This is a genomic window from Burkholderiales bacterium (assembly GCA_013695435.1).
Classification (GTDB): Bacteria; Pseudomonadota; Gammaproteobacteria; order Burkholderiales; family JACMKV01; genus JACMKV01.
In genome coordinates this window covers 19,810-38,018 of record JACDAM010000226.1, presented here as the reverse complement: position 1 = coordinate 38,018, position 18,209 = coordinate 19,810, and the positions used below count along the sequence as shown (strand labels likewise).

General features: G+C 59.3%; 18 protein-coding genes. 3 read left to right on the top strand and 15 right to left on the bottom strand.

The window, feature by feature from the left end:
• Positions 1-421 precede the first annotated feature (421 nt).
• The 5 genes from H0V78_11420 to H0V78_11400 form a co-directional block, all read right to left on the bottom strand.
• Positions 422-1,063, bottom strand: a complete 642-nt coding sequence (locus H0V78_11420) for a ParA family protein (protein MBA2352360.1) — start codon at positions 1,061-1,063, stop codon at positions 422-424.
• 69 nt (positions 1,064-1,132) lie between these two features.
• Positions 1,133-1,384 (bottom strand): MoaD/ThiS family protein, encoded by a 252-nt coding sequence (locus H0V78_11415; protein MBA2352359.1) that lies wholly within the window; start codon positions 1,382-1,384, stop codon positions 1,133-1,135.
• A 23-nt stretch (positions 1,385-1,407) separates the two neighbouring features.
• Positions 1,408-2,688 carry an NAD(P)/FAD-dependent oxidoreductase gene (locus H0V78_11410; protein MBA2352358.1) on the bottom strand — a complete coding sequence of 427 codons (1,281 nt, stop codon included), beginning with the start codon at positions 2,686-2,688 and terminating at the stop codon, positions 1,408-1,410.
• A 147-nt stretch (positions 2,689-2,835) separates the two neighbouring features.
• Positions 2,836-4,683 carry an aldehyde ferredoxin oxidoreductase family protein gene (locus tag H0V78_11405; protein MBA2352357.1) on the bottom strand — a complete coding sequence of 616 codons (1,848 nt, stop codon included), beginning with the start codon at positions 4,681-4,683 and terminating at the stop codon, positions 2,836-2,838.
• Positions 4,684-4,698: 15 nt separating this feature from the next.
• On the bottom strand, positions 4,699-5,190 hold the full coding sequence (locus H0V78_11400; protein ID MBA2352356.1) for a 4Fe-4S dicluster domain-containing protein: 492 nt from the start codon (positions 5,188-5,190) through the stop codon (positions 4,699-4,701).
• 370 nt (positions 5,191-5,560) lie between these two features.
• On the opposite strand from H0V78_11400, the gene H0V78_11395 reads away from it, so the two are divergent.
• Both H0V78_11395 and H0V78_11390 read left to right on the top strand, forming a co-directional pair.
• Entirely contained in the window at positions 5,561-5,707 is a 147-nt protein-coding gene (locus H0V78_11395) for a transporter substrate-binding domain-containing protein (protein ID MBA2352355.1), read from the top strand.
• Between the two features lie 143 nt (positions 5,708-5,850).
• A complete protein-coding gene (locus H0V78_11390; protein ID MBA2352354.1) occupies positions 5,851-7,116 on the top strand; it encodes a molybdopterin molybdotransferase MoeA in 1,266 nt (421 codons plus the stop codon).
• A gap of 138 nt (positions 7,117-7,254) precedes the next feature.
• Here the strand turns inward: H0V78_11390 and H0V78_11385 are convergent, their stop codons facing one another.
• Both H0V78_11385 and egtB read right to left on the bottom strand, forming a co-directional pair.
• The gene (locus H0V78_11385) at positions 7,255-8,046 is read right to left on the bottom strand and encodes an RNA methyltransferase (GenBank protein MBA2352353.1); all 792 of its coding nucleotides are present in this window, start codon (positions 8,044-8,046) and stop codon (positions 7,255-7,257) included.
• 110 nt (positions 8,047-8,156) lie between these two features.
• Positions 8,157-9,398 (bottom strand): ergothioneine biosynthesis protein EgtB, encoded by a 1,242-nt coding sequence (egtB, locus tag H0V78_11380; GenBank protein ID MBA2352352.1) that lies wholly within the window; start codon positions 9,396-9,398, stop codon positions 8,157-8,159.
• A gap of 372 nt (positions 9,399-9,770) precedes the next feature.
• On the opposite strand from egtB, the gene H0V78_11375 reads away from it, so the two are divergent.
• A complete protein-coding gene (locus H0V78_11375) occupies positions 9,771-10,718 on the top strand; it encodes a TIGR04348 family glycosyltransferase (GenBank protein ID MBA2352351.1) in 948 nt (315 codons plus the stop codon).
• On the opposite strand, the gene H0V78_11370 is transcribed toward H0V78_11375, so the two are convergent.
• From H0V78_11370 to bamA, 8 genes are all read right to left on the bottom strand, one after another.
• On the bottom strand, positions 10,715-11,170 hold the full coding sequence (locus H0V78_11370; GenBank protein ID MBA2352350.1) for a CopD family protein: 456 nt from the start codon (positions 11,168-11,170) through the stop codon (positions 10,715-10,717). The two genes, H0V78_11375 and H0V78_11370, sit on opposite strands and share 4 nt — an antisense overlap.
• An 8-nt stretch (positions 11,171-11,178) precedes the next feature.
• Positions 11,179-11,790 carry a ribonuclease HII gene (gene rnhB / locus H0V78_11365; protein MBA2352349.1) on the bottom strand — a complete coding sequence of 204 codons (612 nt, stop codon included), beginning with the start codon at positions 11,788-11,790 and terminating at the stop codon, positions 11,179-11,181.
• A gap of 36 nt (positions 11,791-11,826) precedes the next feature.
• On the bottom strand, positions 11,827-12,963 hold the full coding sequence (gene lpxB, locus H0V78_11360; protein MBA2352348.1) for a lipid-A-disaccharide synthase: 1,137 nt from the start codon (positions 12,961-12,963) through the stop codon (positions 11,827-11,829).
• 39 nt (positions 12,964-13,002) lie between these two features.
• The gene (gene lpxA / locus H0V78_11355; GenBank protein MBA2352347.1) at positions 13,003-13,791 is read right to left on the bottom strand and encodes an acyl-ACP--UDP-N-acetylglucosamine O-acyltransferase; all 789 of its coding nucleotides are present in this window, start codon (positions 13,789-13,791) and stop codon (positions 13,003-13,005) included.
• Positions 13,791-14,225: a 3-hydroxyacyl-ACP dehydratase FabZ gene (gene fabZ / locus H0V78_11350; GenBank protein MBA2352346.1), complete on the bottom strand. Its 435-nt coding sequence runs from the start codon at positions 14,223-14,225 to the stop codon at positions 13,791-13,793. Before fabZ ends, lpxA begins: the two co-directional genes overlap by 1 nt.
• Before the next feature lie 5 nt (positions 14,226-14,230).
• Positions 14,231-15,265: a UDP-3-O-(3-hydroxymyristoyl)glucosamine N-acyltransferase gene (gene lpxD / locus H0V78_11345; protein MBA2352345.1), complete on the bottom strand. Its 1,035-nt coding sequence runs from the start codon at positions 15,263-15,265 to the stop codon at positions 14,231-14,233.
• A gap of 62 nt (positions 15,266-15,327) precedes the next feature.
• Complete coding sequence (locus tag H0V78_11340) at positions 15,328-15,810, bottom strand: OmpH family outer membrane protein (GenBank protein ID MBA2352344.1); 483 nt, start codon at positions 15,808-15,810, stop codon at positions 15,328-15,330.
• A gap of 76 nt (positions 15,811-15,886) precedes the next feature.
• Positions 15,887-18,175, bottom strand: a complete 2,289-nt coding sequence (gene bamA, locus H0V78_11335; protein ID MBA2352343.1) for an outer membrane protein assembly factor BamA — start codon at positions 18,173-18,175, stop codon at positions 15,887-15,889.
• Positions 18,176-18,209: the final 34 nt, after the last annotated feature.

The window sequence follows — 18,209 nt, the reverse complement described above, 5'->3', positions numbered from 1 at the left end:
TCTTTCTGACGTTTCGCGAACGCGTAGTTGGGTTTAGCCATTGGCATCCTTTAAGGAGATTTCAGGGTACAACCGATGCGACATTTTGCCACGAATCGGTTTATGGGGGGCACTTCGTGGCCAGGGCTTGTCACACCTAAATCATGCCCCGCGCTTTGGTCTCGCGGGATGCGATGCGAGGCGGACGGCGCACCGCAGGGCCGTTCCCTGCAAGCGACGGCCAACGCGGCAGCGCGCCCGCCAGACCAAAGCCCTACGGGTTACCCCAAACCGGGCGCTCACTTTGTCGCGGACCCTTGTGAAGGGAATGGCCCTTCACGAGGGTCCCGCTTCGCGTGATCATCCCGGTTTGGGGGCAAAGCGGGGCATGATTTATGTGTGAGCAGGCCCTAAAGACAAGCTCGAACGGGCAGTTTCGGCGTCAAGCGGAAACCGTCGGCTGTTCGCGCACCCACGCAATAAGCGGTTGCCATTGTTCAGCGTCGCGCTCGTTAAGCCAGATCGGCAAGTCGAACAGACAGCGGCCGGTAAACGCCGCGTTCGCGTAGATTTGCGTATCGCGCAAATGCGTTAAAACCGGCAGATCGAATTGTTCGAGAAATGCAGCCAGGGTGGTGGCGGCACGCGTGCGCGGGTCGGCACGCGTGCCGACGATCGCGACAAAAGCCTTGTGCTTGCGGATGACTTTCTCTTCCCGCAGTACCTCGAAAAAATCCCGCGCCGCCGCCATGTCGAACACCGAAGGCTGCACCGGTACGATGACTTTGTCGACCAGCCGCAGCATTTGCGTCAAACGTTTGCCGTGTATCCCGGCCGGGGAATCGAGGACCAGCCATTCGTGTTGATTCCGCGGTTTGGGCGCGTCTTCCTCGTTCGCCGTGAGCTGCCGGATCGCCGGCAATGCCAAAGGCCTGATGTCGAGCCAGTTCAGCGCCGAACGCTGACGGTCGAGATCCCACAGCGTTACCGATTCGTTGCTCGACGCGAAGTAACCTGCGAGATTGGTCGCCAGCGTTGTTTTACCGGAGCCGCCTTTCGGATTGATCACCAAAACCGCGGGCATTATTCGTCGATTTGATGGATGCGATACACCTGATGTGCCGAACCAGGAGATGGGCTGGTGTGCTACCGTCTAACCGCCTGCAATCGGCGGCCAGATCGCGAGCGCGTCGCCCTCGTTCAAATTCTGGGTAGTGCGGTCGTGCGGATAAATATACAGGCCGTTGACGAGAACGAGATGCACTAGCTTCGGCGGCAGATTATACCGCTCGATGACCGAACCGACCGTCGCATTTGCCGCGACCTCAATCTCTATCTCATTTTTTTTGGCGGGCTGCGGCAGATAATCGGTCAGCGTGGCGAACAACTTCAACTTGATTTTCATGGGTGCAGCGTAACACGAGCCAGCTACGGCCGGGCTGCGAGTTCCTCGCTGCCTTGCGAACGTGCGATGTAAGCGTCGACAAAGCGCGTCGGATCCTGCATCAGCAGCTCTTTCCACTCGCGCAGATGGAGTCGGCTTTGAATCAGCCCGCGGATGACGCCGACATGTTCGGTCAAGCCGAGGGAAGTCGCCCCGATCAAAACGTCATCCTTGAATTCAAGCCGCAGGTAGCGGAAATTTTCCGCATCCGTCAGTTCGGCGTGATCGCCGCCTTCGACACCCATCCATTGCCCGAACGAGGACGAAATCAGGCCCATTGTGTCGAGCACGTTGATCGCCATCGTGCCCTGCGATCGCGTGGTTTTGCCGGCCATATTGCGCGCGGCAACCAATGCCTGATCGGCCGCATTCGGTTGGATTGCATTGACGATGCGGTGGCCGGTGTTGAATTCGGTGGCCTGCGCGACATCGCCCGCCGCATAGATGCCCGGGATATTCGTTTGCATGTCGGCATCGACCAGCACACCAGCCTCCGTTTTGATGCCCGTGCCCTTGAGAAACTCGATGTTCGGCCGCACGCCGGTTGCGCTGATGACGAGATCGGCGTCGAGCACTTTGCCGTTATCGAGCTTCACTCGCAACGGACCGCCAGCCTGCGCCTTCGGTTCGGCTTTCTCGATCGCCGTAACTTTGGTCGCGGTGTAAACCTTGACACCTTTTTTCTCGCACCATTTCTTGATCAGGGAGCCGGCTCCGTCAGTCATCATGCGCGGCACCATGCGGTTGCCCATTTCGATAACCGTCAACTCGACGCCGCGCGACGCCAGCGCTTCAAGAATGATGCAGCCGATGAAGCCGGCGCCCATTTGCACGACGCGTGCGCCAGGCTTGGCGATCTTTGCGATGTGCCGAGCGTCATCCAGGGTCCAGCAACTATGGACGCCCGGCAGATCGATACCCGGAATCGGCGCACTTGCAGGTTTCGAACCTGTCGCGATCAGGAGCTTGTCGTAATCGAGCTTCTGGCCATCCTTCAATAACACTTGGCGCTTGCCCGCATCGACGCGCGTGGCCGGTAGATCGATCAGATCGATTTTGAGATTGCGGAAATGCTGTTCATCCTTGCGCAAATGCAACCCGCGTTCGTCGATGCCGCCAATCAGATAATAGGGAATCGCCATGCGCGAATACGGCAGCTCGGGCTCATCGCCGATCACTGTGATCGTGCATTGAGGATCTTCCTTGCGCAGGGTTTCGGCCGCGATGATGCCGGTTGGCCCGTTGCCGATGATGACGTGGTTCATGTTTAAGCCTCGGAATGCTATGGACGATTGGTATATCGGTTCGAGTAGAAACGGATGCCTGCTGTGGAGCAACACGCGAAGCGCTTCGGGGGCACACCCAATCCCAACCTTCCCCCGTCAAGGGGAAGGCTTAACTGATCCGGTCGGTTAAAGCCCGAGCCGCTGACGCGTTTCCGGGGTCGGCTTGCCTTCCGGCGTCCAGCCGCGGACTTTGTAGTATTCCGGCAGCATTTTCGAGAGCTCGTTGACTTTGCCTTTGGCGGGACCGGTTTTCGCCCCTTCGGTCAACAGCCGTTTCGGCAGCGTGTCGTCCTTCTCGGTGAACCCGGCGGCGTTGTTAAATTCGCGCTCCATGTTCCAGATGCGTTCGCCCATCAGGTTCAATTTGTCCATCGACCAGTCGCCTTCACATGCCGCCTGCAACTGCGGCTGGATGTCGTTCAAGGTCCAGGCGAAGGTCGTGAACACGCAAATCCCGGCTGAATCGACGACCGCGGTGGCGTCCTGAAACGCCTTCGTCAGCTCAGCCTTGCCGTCGCTGACCAGCGGATCGGTCTTGACCGGAATGCCGAGCACTTCCGATGCAACCGTGTAACCGCGCAGGTGGCATGCGCCGCGATTCGCGGTCGCATACGCCAGGCCCATGCCCTGAATGCCGCGCGCATCGTAAGCCGGAAACTCCTGGCCTTTCACGGTCATCGACAATTCCGGGTGGCCGTATTTTTCGCACATGCGCTTCGAGCCCAGCGCGAGTATCTTGCCGAAGCCTTCACCGCGCGCTGTCCATTCGGCGAATTTGCAAAGCGCTTCAGCCGAGCCGAATGGCGCTGCAATGCCGGTATCTTTTTCGGTGATCACGCCCATCTCGAACAACTCCATTGCTGCGCCGACCGTCGCGCCAAACGAAATCGGATCGAAACCGTCTTCGTTGCAGAGGAAGTTGGCGAATGTCAGCGCCTCGATGTCGTCAACGCCGTTGGCATTACCGAGCGCCCAGGCCGCTTCGTATTCGAGCCCGCCGGATGCGCCCCAGTACTCGGGCTTGTTCTGCACCGAGAAATGCGTCTCGTCGATTTTTGAAATGCGGCCGCACGCGATGGTGCAGCCGAAGCACGCCTGATTCGTTACCAGATTCGCCTTGCCGTCGGTCGCGCGTATCTCGTGCATCGCCTCACCCGAAATCTTGGAAGCGCCTTCGAATTGCACGTCGCGGTGATTGCGCGTCGGCGAAGCGCCGATCTCGTTGATCACGTTCATCAGCACTTGCGTGCCATATTTCGGCAGGCCCTGGCCGGTGACAGCGTTATCGGCGAGGATCTTCTTGCCGGCGAACGTGGCTTTCATGAATTCTTTCGGATTGGCGATATTGGTCACGCCTTTCGTGCCGCGCACCGCGATCGCTTTGAGGTTCTTCGCGCCCATCACAGCACCCACGCCCGAACGTCCGGCGGCGCGATGCAGATCGTTGACGATCGCCGCGTACAGCACCTGGTTTTCGCCGGCGCGGCCGATCGAAGTCACGCGCGTCAGCGGGTCCTGATGTTTTTTCTTGATCCAGGGTTCGGTCTCCCAAACGGTTTTGCCCCAGAGTGCATCGGCCGGCAGCAGTTCGACCTTTTCATTTTCGATATGCAGATACACCGGCTTGGCGGCTTTGCCTTCGACGATGATCATGTCCCAGCCGGCAAAACGCAGTTCCGCGCCGAAGTAGCCGCCGGAATTCGAGCACGCGATGGTGCCGGTCAACGGACTCTTGGTAATCACCGAGTAGCGGCCGCCGGTCGACGCCATGGTGCCGGTCAACGGGCCGGTCGCATAAATGATCTTGTTCTGCGGCGACAGCGCATCGATTTTGGGATCGATTTCCTCGATCAGATATTTACTGGCGAGGCCGCGCTGGCCGAGGTAATCCTGTGCCCATTGCATGTTCAGCGGCTCGGCCTTGCAGGTGCCATCGGTCAGATTCACGCGTAATACTTGTTTATGCCATGCCATGATGTTCTCCTCGATTCAAGCCTGTGCGGGCTGGGCGCCAACGCCCTCGTTATCGGATTTGGCAGCGTACGCCTGCATGCGCTCGAGGCCGGTCCAGTCGGAATCGATGTAAGTGATGGCGCCGGTCGGGCACGCTTCAGCGCACGCCGGATTGCCGAAGCACAAATCGCATTTCTGCGCCTTGCCGGTATCGTGATTGTAGTTGATGGTGCCGAACGGGCACGCAATCGTACAGACCTTGCAGCCGACACAGATGTCGTCGAGCACGAACTTGGCGCCGGTTGTCGCATCGATCTTGATCGCCTCGACCGGGCACGCGTGCATGCACCACGCTTCCTCGCACTGGGTACAGGTGTAGGGAACTTTGCGGCCGTAATGGTGAAACTCAAAAACCTTGATGCGCGATTTCGCGGTATTGAACACGCCTTCGTTTTCGAAAGAACAGGCCATTTCACATTGCAGGCAACCCGTGCATTTATCCGGGTTTAAATGTAGCGCCCTCTGCATGACTCCTCCTTGGTAATTTCAGACGAACTTGTGGCGAACTATGACTTGCGGTGCATATTATCCTCCATCGCCCGCGCAAGTACCATGCCATCGCCTGATTAAAGCATTCCGACGCTTCCCAATCTCGAGATCTTCGCCAAGGAAAAATCGGCGTCGAACTGGAAACGGTCTCCGATATATATTTGCTTTAAGCCTTTAGCGGCAGGTTGCGCAGCAATGTCGTGCATTTCCGCAGCCCTGCCCTTGCCGTAAAAGCCTTGCGCAACGGCGAGGTCGCGGCTGTGATGGCGCCGCGTTCCGAGCTCGATGCGAGCCTGGGCTCGGCGAAAGATGGCTACAAAGTTAGCCAGGTTCCAATGCGGGTCTCGCTATACAGGGCTGGAAACTTGGCCTCGCAGTCAAGGACGACAACACCGAACTCGCTGCCGCCCTCGAAAAAGGCATGCGGCAAATGCTCGCCGACGGCACCGTCAAGCGCATCTACAATAAACACGGCATCGGTTACCGCGCGCCCTAGTTTCTTCCGCTGCTCCGACGCAGCGTGTATCTGCTTCATCACTCGCGAAGGGATGACCGCTGCTCTGGCAGCGCATCCCTTTGTTTTTTTTGGCGCGGCTCGCCGTTCCGCTAGAATCTTGATTTTCGAAAACAGGCAATCCGATGAAACAACCAATCCGGGATTTGAGCTGCGCTGACGATTACGACCCGAACTCGTTGCCGGTCGATAAGGCGCGCGCGCTGATTCGCGAGTTCCTGAATCCGGTCGCCGGCACTGAACAACTTGCCCTGCGCACAGCACTCGGCCGCGTTCTGGCGGCGCCGGTCATTTCGCCGGTCGATGTTCCGGCGCACGACAATTCGGCGATGGACGGCTATGCCCTACGTTTTTCGGATCTGAATGCCAATGGCGAGACGATTCTGAAAATTGCAGGCACGGCTTACGCGGGCGTTCCATTCCGTGACGATCTTCGGGAGAACCAAGCCGTGCGTATCATGACCGGCGCGGTGGTTCCGGCGGGTGCGGATACCATCGTCATGCAAGAACATGCCGAAGCCGAAGGCGATCGTGTCACGTTCGGTAGCGGCCATCGCCGTGGCCAGAATCTCCGCCGCGCAGGTGAAGATTTGCGCAAGGGGCAAACGGCTCTCGGCCCCGGAGCCTTGATCCGGCCCGCCGAACTCGGCCTGATCGCATCACTCGGCGTCGCCGAACTTACCGTCTACCGGCGACTGCGTGTGGCTTTTTTTTCGACCGGCGACGAACTGCGAACGATAGGCAGTCAGCTCGAAGAAGGCCAGATTTATGACAGCAACCGCTACACGATCTGGGGCATGCTGAATCGCCTCGGCGTCGAAACCATCGACATGGGCGTCGTTGGCGATGACCCGGCGCTGCTCGAAAAAGCTTTCAGCGATGCGGCCGCGATGGCCGATGTCGTCATCACCAGCGGTGGCGTGTCGGTCGGCGAAGCCGATTTCGTCAAGGAACTACTCGATCGTCTGGGCGAAGTGGTTTTCTGGAAAATTGCGATGAAACCCGGCCGCCCGCTCGCCTACGGCAAAATCGGTAGCGCGCATTTCTTCGGTCTGCCGGGCAATCCGGTTTCAGTAATGGTCACGTTTTACCAATTCGTCCGCGACGCGCTGCTCGTGCTCATGGGCCGCGATCCCGCCCCCCCCTTGCCGCTGCTTAAGGTGCGTTGCGCCAGCGATCTCAAGAAAGCGCCCGGCCGCACCGAGTTTCAACGCGGATTTTTATCACAAGACGCGAATGGCGAATGGACAGTGCTTGCGAGCGGCGAACAGGGCTCGGGGATTCTGCGTTCGATGAGCGAGGCGAATTGCTTCATCGTTCTGCCGGTGGCGCAGGGAAAAGTCGCGGCGGGCGAAATGGTAGAGGTGCAGGTACTTGAAGGGCTCGTTTGATCCAACTGGATAAACAAATACGACACCCACGCGTTCCATCCTGGAGAGCGGGCACTCGAGCATTGTGGGAGCCGAGCAGCAGACACCCGATTGGAACCCGCAATCGGGTCTCGGCCGCAAGCCCAGGTTAGTGTCACTTCACCCAGACTGCTGTTTTCTCGTTTGCCGCACCCGCTCGAACAAACAAACCGCGGCAGCCGCTGCGGCATTCAGCGAATCGGTTTTACCGGGCATTGGAATCGCGACGCGCTGGCTTGCGATTCGCAGCAGCGCGTCGGAAATTCCCGCCCCTTCGTTGCCGATCAGCAGAGCAAGCTTGCCTTTCAGGTCGATCTCGAAAATCGTTTGTTCCGCGCGGGCGCACGTCGCGACTATCTTCCCATCATAGCGGACAACGTAATCGAGCAAATCGGCGTGTTCGTGCAGCTTCAACATGAAATGCGCGCCCATTCCCGCGCGCAGCACACGCGGCGACCACGCAAATGCGCATTGCTTCGATAACATGACATCGCTGACGCCTGCCGCGGCGGCGGAGCGCAGGATAGAACCGAGATTGCCGGGATCCTGGATGCCGTCGAGGAGAATGCAGAAATCGGCATCGGATCTTGGCGCAACCGGCGCAGGCGTGGGAATAAGCGCAACGATGCCAACATCGGGCGTGACGGACGATATTTCCGCGAACAGCCCATTGGCAAGCACGAACACTTCGAGCGGTCGCGCTTCATCGAGCATCAGCTTGATTTCGCTGTTGTCCGCGCCGCTGTCGCAGACGATCCAGCTCCGCGGCGCGCCGATGTGTTCGCGATAGGCCGCAATCAGATGCACGCCATCGAGCAGCGTGAGGTTCGACTTTCTGCGCTCGCGCGAAGAATGCGCAAGTTTGAGCAGGTTTTTGAAAAACGGATTGGTGCGCGAGCTAATGCGCTTCATCGAGCGCATCAAAAGATGTCATTCCGGATGCGCGTGCGGCCTCGCCGGCGCGATCCGAAAATCCGGCATGTCTATGCCTTGGATTTTCCGTGTTGCCCGGGAATGACAAATCAAGCCGCTCGGCTGCGGATTACGGGCGCGCATGCGCGAAAACCAGCCAGCACGTCGCGCCGATCGGGTGTATAAAAATTGCGCCAGGTGTTGCGGATCAGACGCGAACGCGTCGCGAAGGAGCCGCCGCGCAGGACCTTGTGATTTCCGAACCATGGTTCCGAATATTCCTTGTAAGGGTCGCGCACAAAACCCGGATAGGGCGCAAACCAGTCCGCCGTCCATTCCCAGACGTTGCCGAGCATCTGGCGGCAACCGGCTTCGCTATCGCCCGCGGCGAACGCGGCAACGTCCGCGCATCCATCCGTCATGCCGTCGAAATTGGCGTGCATGTCATTCGGGGTTTCATCGCCCCATGGATAGCGGCGCTTGCTCGCGGCAGGCTCCATTGCACCGGCGGCCGCCCTCTCCCACTCCGCTTCGCCCGGTAAACGCCGACCAGCCCAGCGGCACCAGGCATCGGCTTCATACCAGTTGACGAATAACACGGGCGCGTCGGGATTCAGCGCGAGCACTTCGTCGAACACCCGATGCATCCACGCACCGTCGCAGTGAATCCAGTAAACCGGCGATATCGCGTTCATCCTGCCGCGCCATTCCCAACCTTCCGCCGACCAGCATTCACGGCGCGCGTAACCGCCGTCTTCGACAAAAGCCAGATATTCGGCGTTGGAAACCGGAGCGCGGGCGATCGAAAACGGTTCGAGAACGATTTCATGCGCCCATTTCTCGTTATCGAAAACGAAGCCATCGACCGGCGCCGCGCCGAGCAGAAAATTCCCCCCGGCCACCTCGACATCGCCCGGGAATGCGCCGGCTTTGCGGCAAGGTTTTACAGGCAACGGTGGTCTCGTATAGCCGAGCGTTTGCCGCGTGTAGAAAAATGCCTCGACATGCATGTCCTGATGGTAGGTAGCGAGTTGCGCGAAGTACGGCAGATCATGCGCGACATCGTTGTTGTCGAGGCGCTCACTTACGCGCTCGATGACGGAGGATAAATAATTTCGCGTTTTGTCTATATCGAGTAGCGGCAAATCCCAGCGCGTAGCGTGCGCGACCGCCGCAGAGTCGTACAAGGCGTCGGCATTTGCGATCAGCGCTGGCGCCAACCCATCGCGGCCGCGATGGCGCAGGCACCAGCGTTCGGTAAACCACGCCAGGTGTCCTAGCTCCCACAACGGCGGATTGACGGTCGGAAGCCGCGGGCCTAGCAGTTGGTGTCCGTCGAAATCCGCGATCATGTCGACGATGCGCGCGGCGCCATCATGCAAAATCCGTTTGAGATAGTCGCTGTCAGGCCTGTCCATAAGCGGGGTGCGGTTCTGCTATAGTCCGGCGATCATTGCGATGCCGCTGCTTCGTGGCGCGGTTGCTTCGGTGCAGCTTACTGTCATCAGGGCCTGTTTACACTCACTCCATGCGTGCCTCATTTCCATGCGCGTCTGCCCTAGAAAGTCCGCAGGCAAGGCGCGGCGATGAAGCGATGCTTATTGCCTCGCAAGGAGCCGCAACGCCGCATGCGGACTTTCTGGGGGATAACCCAAAGGGGCGAGGGAGAGACGGGCGCATGGAATGAGTGTAAACAGGCCCTAGTTTAAGCCGATTCGTTTTCATTGAAAATTGTCTTGATTACACCGGCTGGCGCTCGCTCGCGGCTCGGCAATCGCGCGACCGCGAATCGCTGGGCCGGATTCCTGCGCGAAGCCGGGCATCGCGTAGCCGTGCAAACCTGCTGGGATCGACGCACGGCCGATCTGATGATTGCGCTGCACGCGCGCAAAAGCCATGCTTCAATCAGCGAATTCGCCATGGCGTTTCCGGAACGGGCGTTGGTCGTTGTGCTGACCGGGACCGACCTCTATCGCGATATTCGCACCGACGAGAAGGCACGCCAATCGCTGCGGCTTGCTACCCGGTTGATCGTGCTGCAAGACCAGGGCGGGCGAGAGCTCACGCCCGCTTTGCGCGACAAAACCCGCATCATCTATCAGTCGACCAGGCCGATAACCGCGCCCAAACCTTTACAGCGCAGCTTCGAAATTTGCGTCAGCGGCCATTTGCGCGAGGAGAAAGATCCGTTCCGGGCAGCGCTTGCTTTGCGCTACCTGACCGACGAAAGTCGAATTCTTGTCACGCATATCGGCGGGGCCTTATCCGCTTCGTTCGCGGACGAAGCGAAACAATTCATGCGCAGCGAGCCGCGCTACCGCTGGCTCGGCGAGCTGCCGCATTGGGCTGCGCGCCGCATCCTGGCGCGGGCGCGGGTACTTGTTATCAGCTCGCGCATGGAAGGCGGCGCGAACGTAGTCACCGAAGCGCTGACGGCCCGGGTGCCGGTCATCGCATCGCGCATTCCCGGCAACATCGGCATGCTGGGCAGCCATTACGCCGGGTATTTTCCGCTCGAAGATGCGCGCGCCCTGGCCACCCTGCTGGAACGGGTAGAGTTCGACGCCGGGTTTTATCGGCTGCTGCAGAAACAAGGCAGCGCGCGGCGATCGCTGGTTACTCCAGCACGAGAACGCGCCGCACTGAAACGACTGATCGCCGAATTCGGCTAGGGCGTCGCCGAACCCAGCGTCGCAACTGCGATTGTCAAAAACCCCAAAGCCAGATTGAGCGCGACGAGTTTACGTATCTGCGCCAGCGCGTCGCCGCCCGCTTGCCAATCCTGCGCTTCTACATTGCGGCGCAGTTTTTTGAAAGGCGCAAAGTAGACATGGGCAAACACCGCCATCATGACAACGCCGATAGCCAGCATCGCGTGCACGTGAATCCCGACCGCGCCAAAGCCGCCAAGCAGCATAATCATCGCGATCCCGCTTGCCAGGATCAGGACGATAGCCAGGGATACCCAGGCAAAGAAGCGTTGTAATGTCGCCGCCCACAGCGGCAGGCGCAGCGGCGGCGCCAAAGTCTTTCCCGCTGCCGGTCGCAGGGCAAAATAAGCGAAGAACATGCCGCCGACCCAGATCACGGCGCCGAACAGATGCACGGAAAGCGCGATTTGCAAGAACATGACTAGAAAGGCAGCTCGGTCGAACGCGGCGTTGGAAAAAGAAGCTCACGCACCGGCGCAAAGCTTCGACGATGAATGGCGCAGACGCCGTTCGCGCGCAAAGCCGCCAAATGTTCATGCGTGGCGTATCCCTTGTGCTGATCGAAGCCATACCGCGGATAGCGAATATGCATTGCGCGCATCACGGCATCGCGGCCTGTTTTGGCAAGTATCGACGCCGCCGAAATCTGCGGCACGCAAGCATCGCCTTTGACGATCGCCCGCGACGGAAACAGGATTTCCGGGCAATGCAGACCATCGACGCAGACTTCGGCGGGCAGCACCGGAATCTGCGCGATTGCGCGCTTCATGGCAAGCAGGCTGGCGCGAAGAATATTGATGCTGTCGATTTCTTCGACCGTTGCCGCGGCGATCGCCCATGCCAGGGCATGCAACTTGATCTCGATCGCCAGGCGCTCACGATGGGGCTCGCTCAAAATTTTGGAATCGGCGAGCCCATCGATTTTTCGCGCAGGATGCAGCACGACGCAAGCGGCAAAAACCGGTCCGGCCAATGGGCCGCGGCCGGCTTCGTCGACGCCGCACAACAGGTTCAAATAACGGTGAACGATCATCGGCGTCTCAGAAATTTCGCCTGTCCGTAACCGGGGTTATATCCGCAGCAGCGGCAGAATCGCTTCCGCCGCTTTGTGCGCGGTATTCTGCCGCAATATGCCATGCAGTTCCGAAAATTTCCGCGCGATGCGGCTTCGTGCGCCTTCGTCGTTCAGTAGATCCAGCAGTGCGCGGCTCAGGTTATACGGCGTCGCGTGCTGCTGCAAGAATTCCGGCACGACAAATTCCTGGCACAGGATATTCGGCAACCCGGCGTAGGGCAAATAGGCCTTGCGCCGCATGATCCACCAACTGATCGCAGGCATTTTATACGCGATCACCATCGGGCGCTTCAGCAATGCGGCTTCCAATGTCGCGGTGCCAGATGCGACCAGCACGACGTCCGCCGCGATCATCGCCTGGTGCGCCTGCTCTTCGAGTACGCTCAGATGAAGATTCGCAGTGTCACGACGCTGCATCGCGCGTGCGAATAAATCGCGGGTTTCCTCGCTTGCTAGCGGGACCAGAAAGTGCACGCCGGATTTCCGGTTCGCCACGCTTTGCGCGGTCCTGATAAATACATCGGCCAGTGCGCGCAGCTCGGATTGACGGCTCCCAGGCAGCAGCGCGATGACAATCGCATCGGCCGCCACGCCAAGCTCGGCGCGCGCAGCGTTGCGGTCCGGATTCTCCGGCAGCATGTCGGCAAGCGGATGGCCGACATAACTGACCGGCACGCCGGCGCGCTCGTACAGCGGCGCTTCGAACGGGAACAGGACGAGCATCTTCGTCACCGCCTGCTTAATTTTGTCGATGCGCTCGAACCGCCAGGCCCAAATCGAGGGGCTCACATAGTGTACGGTCGTAATTCCCCTCGCCTTCAAGGCTAGCTCGAGATCGAGGTTGAAATCCGGCGCGTCGATGCCGATAAAAATATCCGGCGGCTCGGCCAGCAAAAGCGCGAGCAGCTTGCGGCGGATGCCGATAATTTCCAGATAGTGCCGCAGCACTTCGACATAACCGCGCACCGCCAGCTTTTCCATGGGAAACAGAATCTGCTGGCCCGCGGCCTGCATTTTTGGCCCGCCTATGCCGATGAACCGGACGTTGGGCAGATGTTTACCCAACACCGACATCAAATGGCTGCCGAGCAGATCGCCGGATGCTTCGCCGGCTACCAGGGCAATGCACAGGGGAGCCGAAGCGTTCACGGATCGTTCTCGCTAACGGAACTAACGAACGATGCCGCGTTTCGAATCAGCCAGAAACTCCAGCAGGATGTCGAGTTCGGGCGCATCGGCGAGTTGTGCCGAAAGCGCTTGCTTCGCCTGTTCCAGACTCAGTTCCGATCGGTACAGCGTTTTGAACGCCTGCTTGATGCGTCTGATGGTCTCGCTGTCGAAACCGCGCCGCTTCAAGCCTTCGGCGTTGATGCCGCGCGGTTCGGCCGTGTTGCCGGCGGCCGTTACATACGGCGGGACATCCTGCAGCACGATGCTTCCCATCGCGGTAATAGAATGCGCGCCGATGCGGCAAAACTGATGAACCGCGGTAAACGCGCCGAGAACCGCATAATCACCGACGCGCACGTGGCCGGCGATCTGCGCGTTATTGGCGAAAATCGTGTGGCTGCCGATCTGGCAATCGTGCGCCAGATGCACATAAGCCATGATCCAGTTGTCGTCGCCAAGGCGGGTTATGCCGATGTCTTGAGCCGTGCCCCGGTTGAACGTGCAGAACTCGCGGATCGTGTTGCCGTCGCCGATTTCGAGACCTGTCGGTTCGCCTGCGTACTTCTTGTCCTGCGGCGCTTCGCCGAGCGATACAAAATGGTAAATGCGATTGTTACGACCGATGCGCGTATGACCAGTGACCACCGCGTGGGCGCCAATGCGCGTGCCACGACCGATCGCGACATGTTCGCCAATCAGCGTATAAGCGCCAATCTCGACATCGTCGTCAAGCCGCGCGCCAGGCTGGACAATCGCGGTCTCATGGATGAGGTCGCCCTCGCGGCCCACTACAGGCTCCGCACCGTGCACAGCAGTTCAGCTTCGGCGACCAGCATACCGGCGACTTCTGCGCGCGCCCGAAACTTCATCAGGCCGCGTTTATTGCACAGGCTTTCCACGTGCAGATGCAGTTGATCGCCGGGACTGACCGGTTTTTTGAAACGCGCCTTGTCGATGCCGACGAAGTAATACACGGATTTGTCGTCGGGCTTCACCCCGGCCGTGCGGAACGACAGGATGGCGGCGGCCTGGGCGAGCGCTTCGATCACGAGCACGCCCGGCATGACCGGATGATGCGGAAAATGGCCAACGAAAAAAGGTTCGTTGATGCTGACGTTTTTCAAGGCCATGATGTGCTTCCCCGGCTCGCATTCGAGCACGCGATCGACGAGCAGGATCGGATAACGATGCGGCAAATACTCGAGAATTTCGTGAATATTCATCTCGCTCATTTTTGTCCGCCTTGCAAATGGTCGACGCGGCTTTCGAGTTCGCGAATTCGTTTGACCAGCTCGTTCAGATGGCGCAGATGCGCGGCGTTTTTCAGCCAGTCGCGATGCGCTTCGAACGGATAAAAGCCGGCATAGACACCGGCGACATCGATCGATTTGGTGATGACGCAGGCTGCCGAGATTTCCGTGCGATCCGCGATGTTCAGATGACCGATAATACGGACCGCGCCGCCGATCTGGCATTGGCGTCCAATCGTCGTGCTGCCGGCGATGCCCGTGCATGCGGCAATCGCGGTATGGGCGCCGATGCGGACGTTGTGCCCGATCTGGATCTGGTTGTCGAGTTTGACGCCTTCGCCGATGACGGTGTCGTCCATCGCGCCGCGATCGACCGTGGTATTGGCCCCTATTTCGACGTCGGCGCCGATCACGACGCGGCCGATTTGCGGGATCTTCAGCCAGCGGCCATCCTCGAGGGCGAGGCCGAAGCCGTCGGCGCCAATCACTACACCCGAGTGCAGAATCGCACGCGCGCCGATGTGGCACCCGTGATAAACCGTGACGTTAGGATAAAGACGAATACCGGCGCCCAGGACGGCGCGATCCCCGATCACGCAGCCGGCCTCGATGACCGCATGTTCGCCAACCGTGACATCGGCGCCGATATAAACGTGCGCGCCAACCTGCGCGGAAGCAGCGACCATGGCCGTGGGATGCAAAACCGCGCTCGGGTCGATGCCGGGTCGCGCCGCGGGCTCGGGATTGAACAACGCGGCGACGTGCGCGAAGTAAGCTGCCGGATTGGCGCACACGATACGCGGCAACACCGTCGCATCCTGCAGCGCCTCGTTCAGAATGACTGCAGCCGCTTTCGTGTGCTCGAGTTCCTTGCGGTAACGCGGGTGGGTGACGAACGTCAGTTCCGCGCTGCCGGCACGTTCGATCGGCGCGACTTGCATGATATCGGCCTCGCCGATCGCGCGCCCGCCGAAGCGTTCGACCAGTTCAGCCAGGCGCCAGCCTTTAGGCATAGTGGTAAGCTGCGAACACAAAATCGCGAGCGAGAACGAGATCCTCGTGCTGACGCTACCGTTTATTTTTCGCCGCCGAGCGCCTTGATGACCTTGTCGGTGATGTCGATGCGCGAGCTTTTGTAGACCGCTTCCTGCAGGATCAGGTCGAATTGCTCGGCTTCGGCGATAGTCTGGATGACTTTGTTCGCACGCTCGAGCACGGATGCCAACTCCTCGTTCTTGCGCAGATTCAGGTCCTCCCGAAACTCGCGTTGCAGGCGCTGGAAATCGCGGTTGATGCGCGCCAGATCCTGCTCCTTGTTGCGGCGCTCGCTTTCCGACATCGTTACCGATTCTTTTTCGAGCGCGGCCTGCAGGTCCTTGGTCTGTTTCGCCATTTTCTGCAGCTCCTGTTCGCGTGCGGCGAATTCCTTCTCGAGCTTTTTCAGCGCTTTGACCGCCGGCGCCGCTTCGCGGAATACGCGCTCGGTGTTCACGAAACCGACCTTGGCGTCGGCTGCGTAAACCGTCGTTGCAGCCGGGCCGCCGGCCAGCAGTGCCATTACTGCGAACGTAGAAAAAATCTGTTTCAAGGTAACCTCCTGTTAACTGCCGACTCGAATATCCGTTCTGATCGAATTAGAATGCCGTGCCGAAAACGAATTGAAAACGCTGCACCTCGTCGCCCGGCTCGTCGTTGATCGGCTGGGCAATGCTGACTTTCAGCGGGCCGACCGGCGAAACCCAGGCGACGGCGATGCCGACCGAATAGCGCAATTCCGAAAAGCTGAAGCTGTCATCGACGGTGCCGGCATCCACGAACGTGCTCATACGCAAGGATTTGTCATCGGTCACGCCGGGGAACGGAAACAGCAGTTCGGCGTTGCCGACGATCCGGTAACGACCCCCGAGCGCGTCGCCGTTGTTATCGCGCGGGCCGAGCGAACTCGTGTCGTAACCACGCACCGAGTTATTGCCGCCGGCGAAAAAGTTTTTGAAAAACGGCAAGGGCGTGTCGCCATAGCCGCCGCCCGCACCGAGTTCGCCGTTCAGCAGCAACGTAAACGTCCGGCTCAGCGGAAAATATTTCTGATGTTGATACGACAGCTTGTAGTACTTGAGATCGGCGCCCGGCAAACCGATTTCCGTCGAAATCCGCTGCAGCGAGCCGCTGGTCGGGTAAATCAGACTGTCGCGGCCATCGCGGGTAAACCCGATGCTGCCGAGCAAGGTCGAATTGTCGTTGCCAAACGTGGTCACGAAATCCTTGAAACGCTGCGGGCTGTCGGCGAAGACATCGAGCTCGGTGCGTTCGTACGCGAGGCCGTAATTCACCGTATCGCGCTCGGAAATCGGCACGCCGAAACGAACGCCGCCGCCAAGCGTCGATGTGCGGAAGCTGCCGACCGACAGCGAAGTCGGATCAACGTCGCGCCGGTAAATATCGAAGCCGCGGCTGATACCGTCGACCGTGTAATACGGGTTCGTGTAGGAGATGGAATAGACCGAGTTGATGCGGCCGCTATTTACTTGCAACGATAACTGGTTGCCGGAACCGAACACGTTGTTTTGCGCGATCGAGCCGCTCAGAATCAGACCATCCGAGCTCGAGACGCCGGCGCCGAGCAGAATGTTCCCAGTCGGCCGTTCGACCACGCTCAGATTGATATCGACCTGATCGGTCGTCGCCGGCACCGCCGGCGTCTCGACGTTGACCTCGGAAAAGAAGCCGAGCTTGTCGACGCGCTGTTTCGAGCGATTCAGTTTCTCGGCCGAGTACCAGCCGCTTTCCAATTGCCGCAATTCACGCCGGATCACCTCGTCGCGCGTGCGTGTATTGCCGGAGACGTTGATGCGCCGGACATAAACACGACGCCCGGGATCGACGAAAAACGTAAACGAAACCTGCTGGTTGGTTTTGTCGACTTCGGGCGCGGCGTTGACGTTGGCGAAAGCGTAACCGTCGTCGCCGAGACGATCGCTGATCAGTTTGGTCGATTCGGTCAGGAGCTGACGCGAAAACACTTCGCCGGGTTCGAGCTTGATCAGTTTGCGCAATTCTTCTTCGGGCACCAAAAGCTCGCCGGCCAGCTTGACGTCCGCTACCGTGTATTTCGGTCCTTCCGAAACGTTGACGGTGATATAGATATCCTTCTTGTCCGGCGTGATCGAAACCTGGGTCGAATCGATCGCAAACTCGAGATAGCCGCGATTCAGGTAATACGAGCGCAGGTTTTCAAGATCGGCGGACAGCTTCTGCTTCGAATACTGGTCATTATCAGTGAACCAGGTAAAAAGCCCGGGCGTTCGCAAGATGAAAACATCGCGCAGTTCTTTTTCGCCGAAGACCTTGTTGCCGATGATGTTGATCTGGCGGATCTTCGCGACATCGCCTTCGTTGATCGCGAAATTGATGGCGACACGATTGCGTTCGAGCGGAGTCGTCGTCGTCGTGACACTGGCGCCATATCTGCCGCGGCTGATGTATTGGCGCTTCAGCTCCTGTTCGGCGCGGTCGAGCAACGCTTTGTCGAAAATGCGCGATTCGGCCAGGCCGACCTGCTTCAGACCGGTCTTCAACTGTTCGGTTTCGAATTCCTTGTTGCCGGTGATTTCGACGGAAGCGATCGCCGGCCGCTCCTGCACCATGACCAGCAGAATGCCGTTTTCCGCTTCCAGCCGCACATCCTTGAAGAAGCCGGTCGCATACAGCGATTTGATCGCGGCCGCGGCCTTCTCGTCATCGATTGTGTCGCCGACCTTGATCGGCAGGTAGCTGAATACGGTGCCCGCTTCGGTGCGCTGTATGCCTTCGACGCGAATGTCCTTGACGATGAACGGTTCGATTGCCTGGGCGTTGAAACTTGTGCTGAAACTGAGCGATGAAAAAAAAACGAAGAACGCCAGCCGTAATCTGTTCATCCGCATCCGATATGAGTTGTATCGAGTATCAGCCGATCCG

Bases quoted from the DNA above. Each gene is read 5' to 3' on its own strand.
- egtB (MBA2352352.1), bottom strand. From the start codon at position 9,398: ATGATCGCGGATTTCGACGGACACCAACTGCTAGGCCCGCGGCTTCCG.
- fabZ (MBA2352346.1), bottom strand. From the start codon at position 14,225: ATGAATATTCACGAAATTCTCGAGTATTTGCCGCATCGTTATCCGATC.
- H0V78_11415 (MBA2352359.1), bottom strand. From the start codon at position 1,384: ATGAAAATCAAGTTGAAGTTGTTCGCCACGCTGACCGATTATCTGCCG.
- rnhB (MBA2352349.1), bottom strand. From the start codon at position 11,790: ATGATCGTTCACCGTTATTTGAACCTGTTGTGCGGCGTCGACGAAGCC.
- bamA (MBA2352343.1), bottom strand. From the start codon at position 18,175: ATGCGGATGAACAGATTACGGCTGGCGTTCTTCGTTTTTTTTTCATCG.
- H0V78_11390 (MBA2352354.1), top strand. From the start codon at position 5,851: ATGAAACAACCAATCCGGGATTTGAGCTGCGCTGACGATTACGACCCG.
- H0V78_11340 (MBA2352344.1), bottom strand. From the start codon at position 15,810: ATGGCACTGCTGGCCGGCGGCCCGGCTGCAACGACGGTTTACGCAGCC.
- H0V78_11410 (MBA2352358.1), bottom strand. From the start codon at position 2,688: ATGAACCACGTCATCATCGGCAACGGGCCAACCGGCATCATCGCGGCC.
- H0V78_11420 (MBA2352360.1), bottom strand. From the start codon at position 1,063: ATGCCCGCGGTTTTGGTGATCAATCCGAAAGGCGGCTCCGGTAAAACA.
- H0V78_11385 (MBA2352353.1), bottom strand. From the start codon at position 8,046: ATGAAGCGCATTAGCTCGCGCACCAATCCGTTTTTCAAAAACCTGCTC.
- H0V78_11405 (MBA2352357.1), bottom strand. From the start codon at position 4,683: ATGGCATGGCATAAACAAGTATTACGCGTGAATCTGACCGATGGCACC.
- lpxD (MBA2352345.1), bottom strand. From the start codon at position 15,265: ATGCCTAAAGGCTGGCGCCTGGCTGAACTGGTCGAACGCTTCGGCGGG.
- H0V78_11400 (MBA2352356.1), bottom strand. From the start codon at position 5,190: ATGCAGAGGGCGCTACATTTAAACCCGGATAAATGCACGGGTTGCCTG.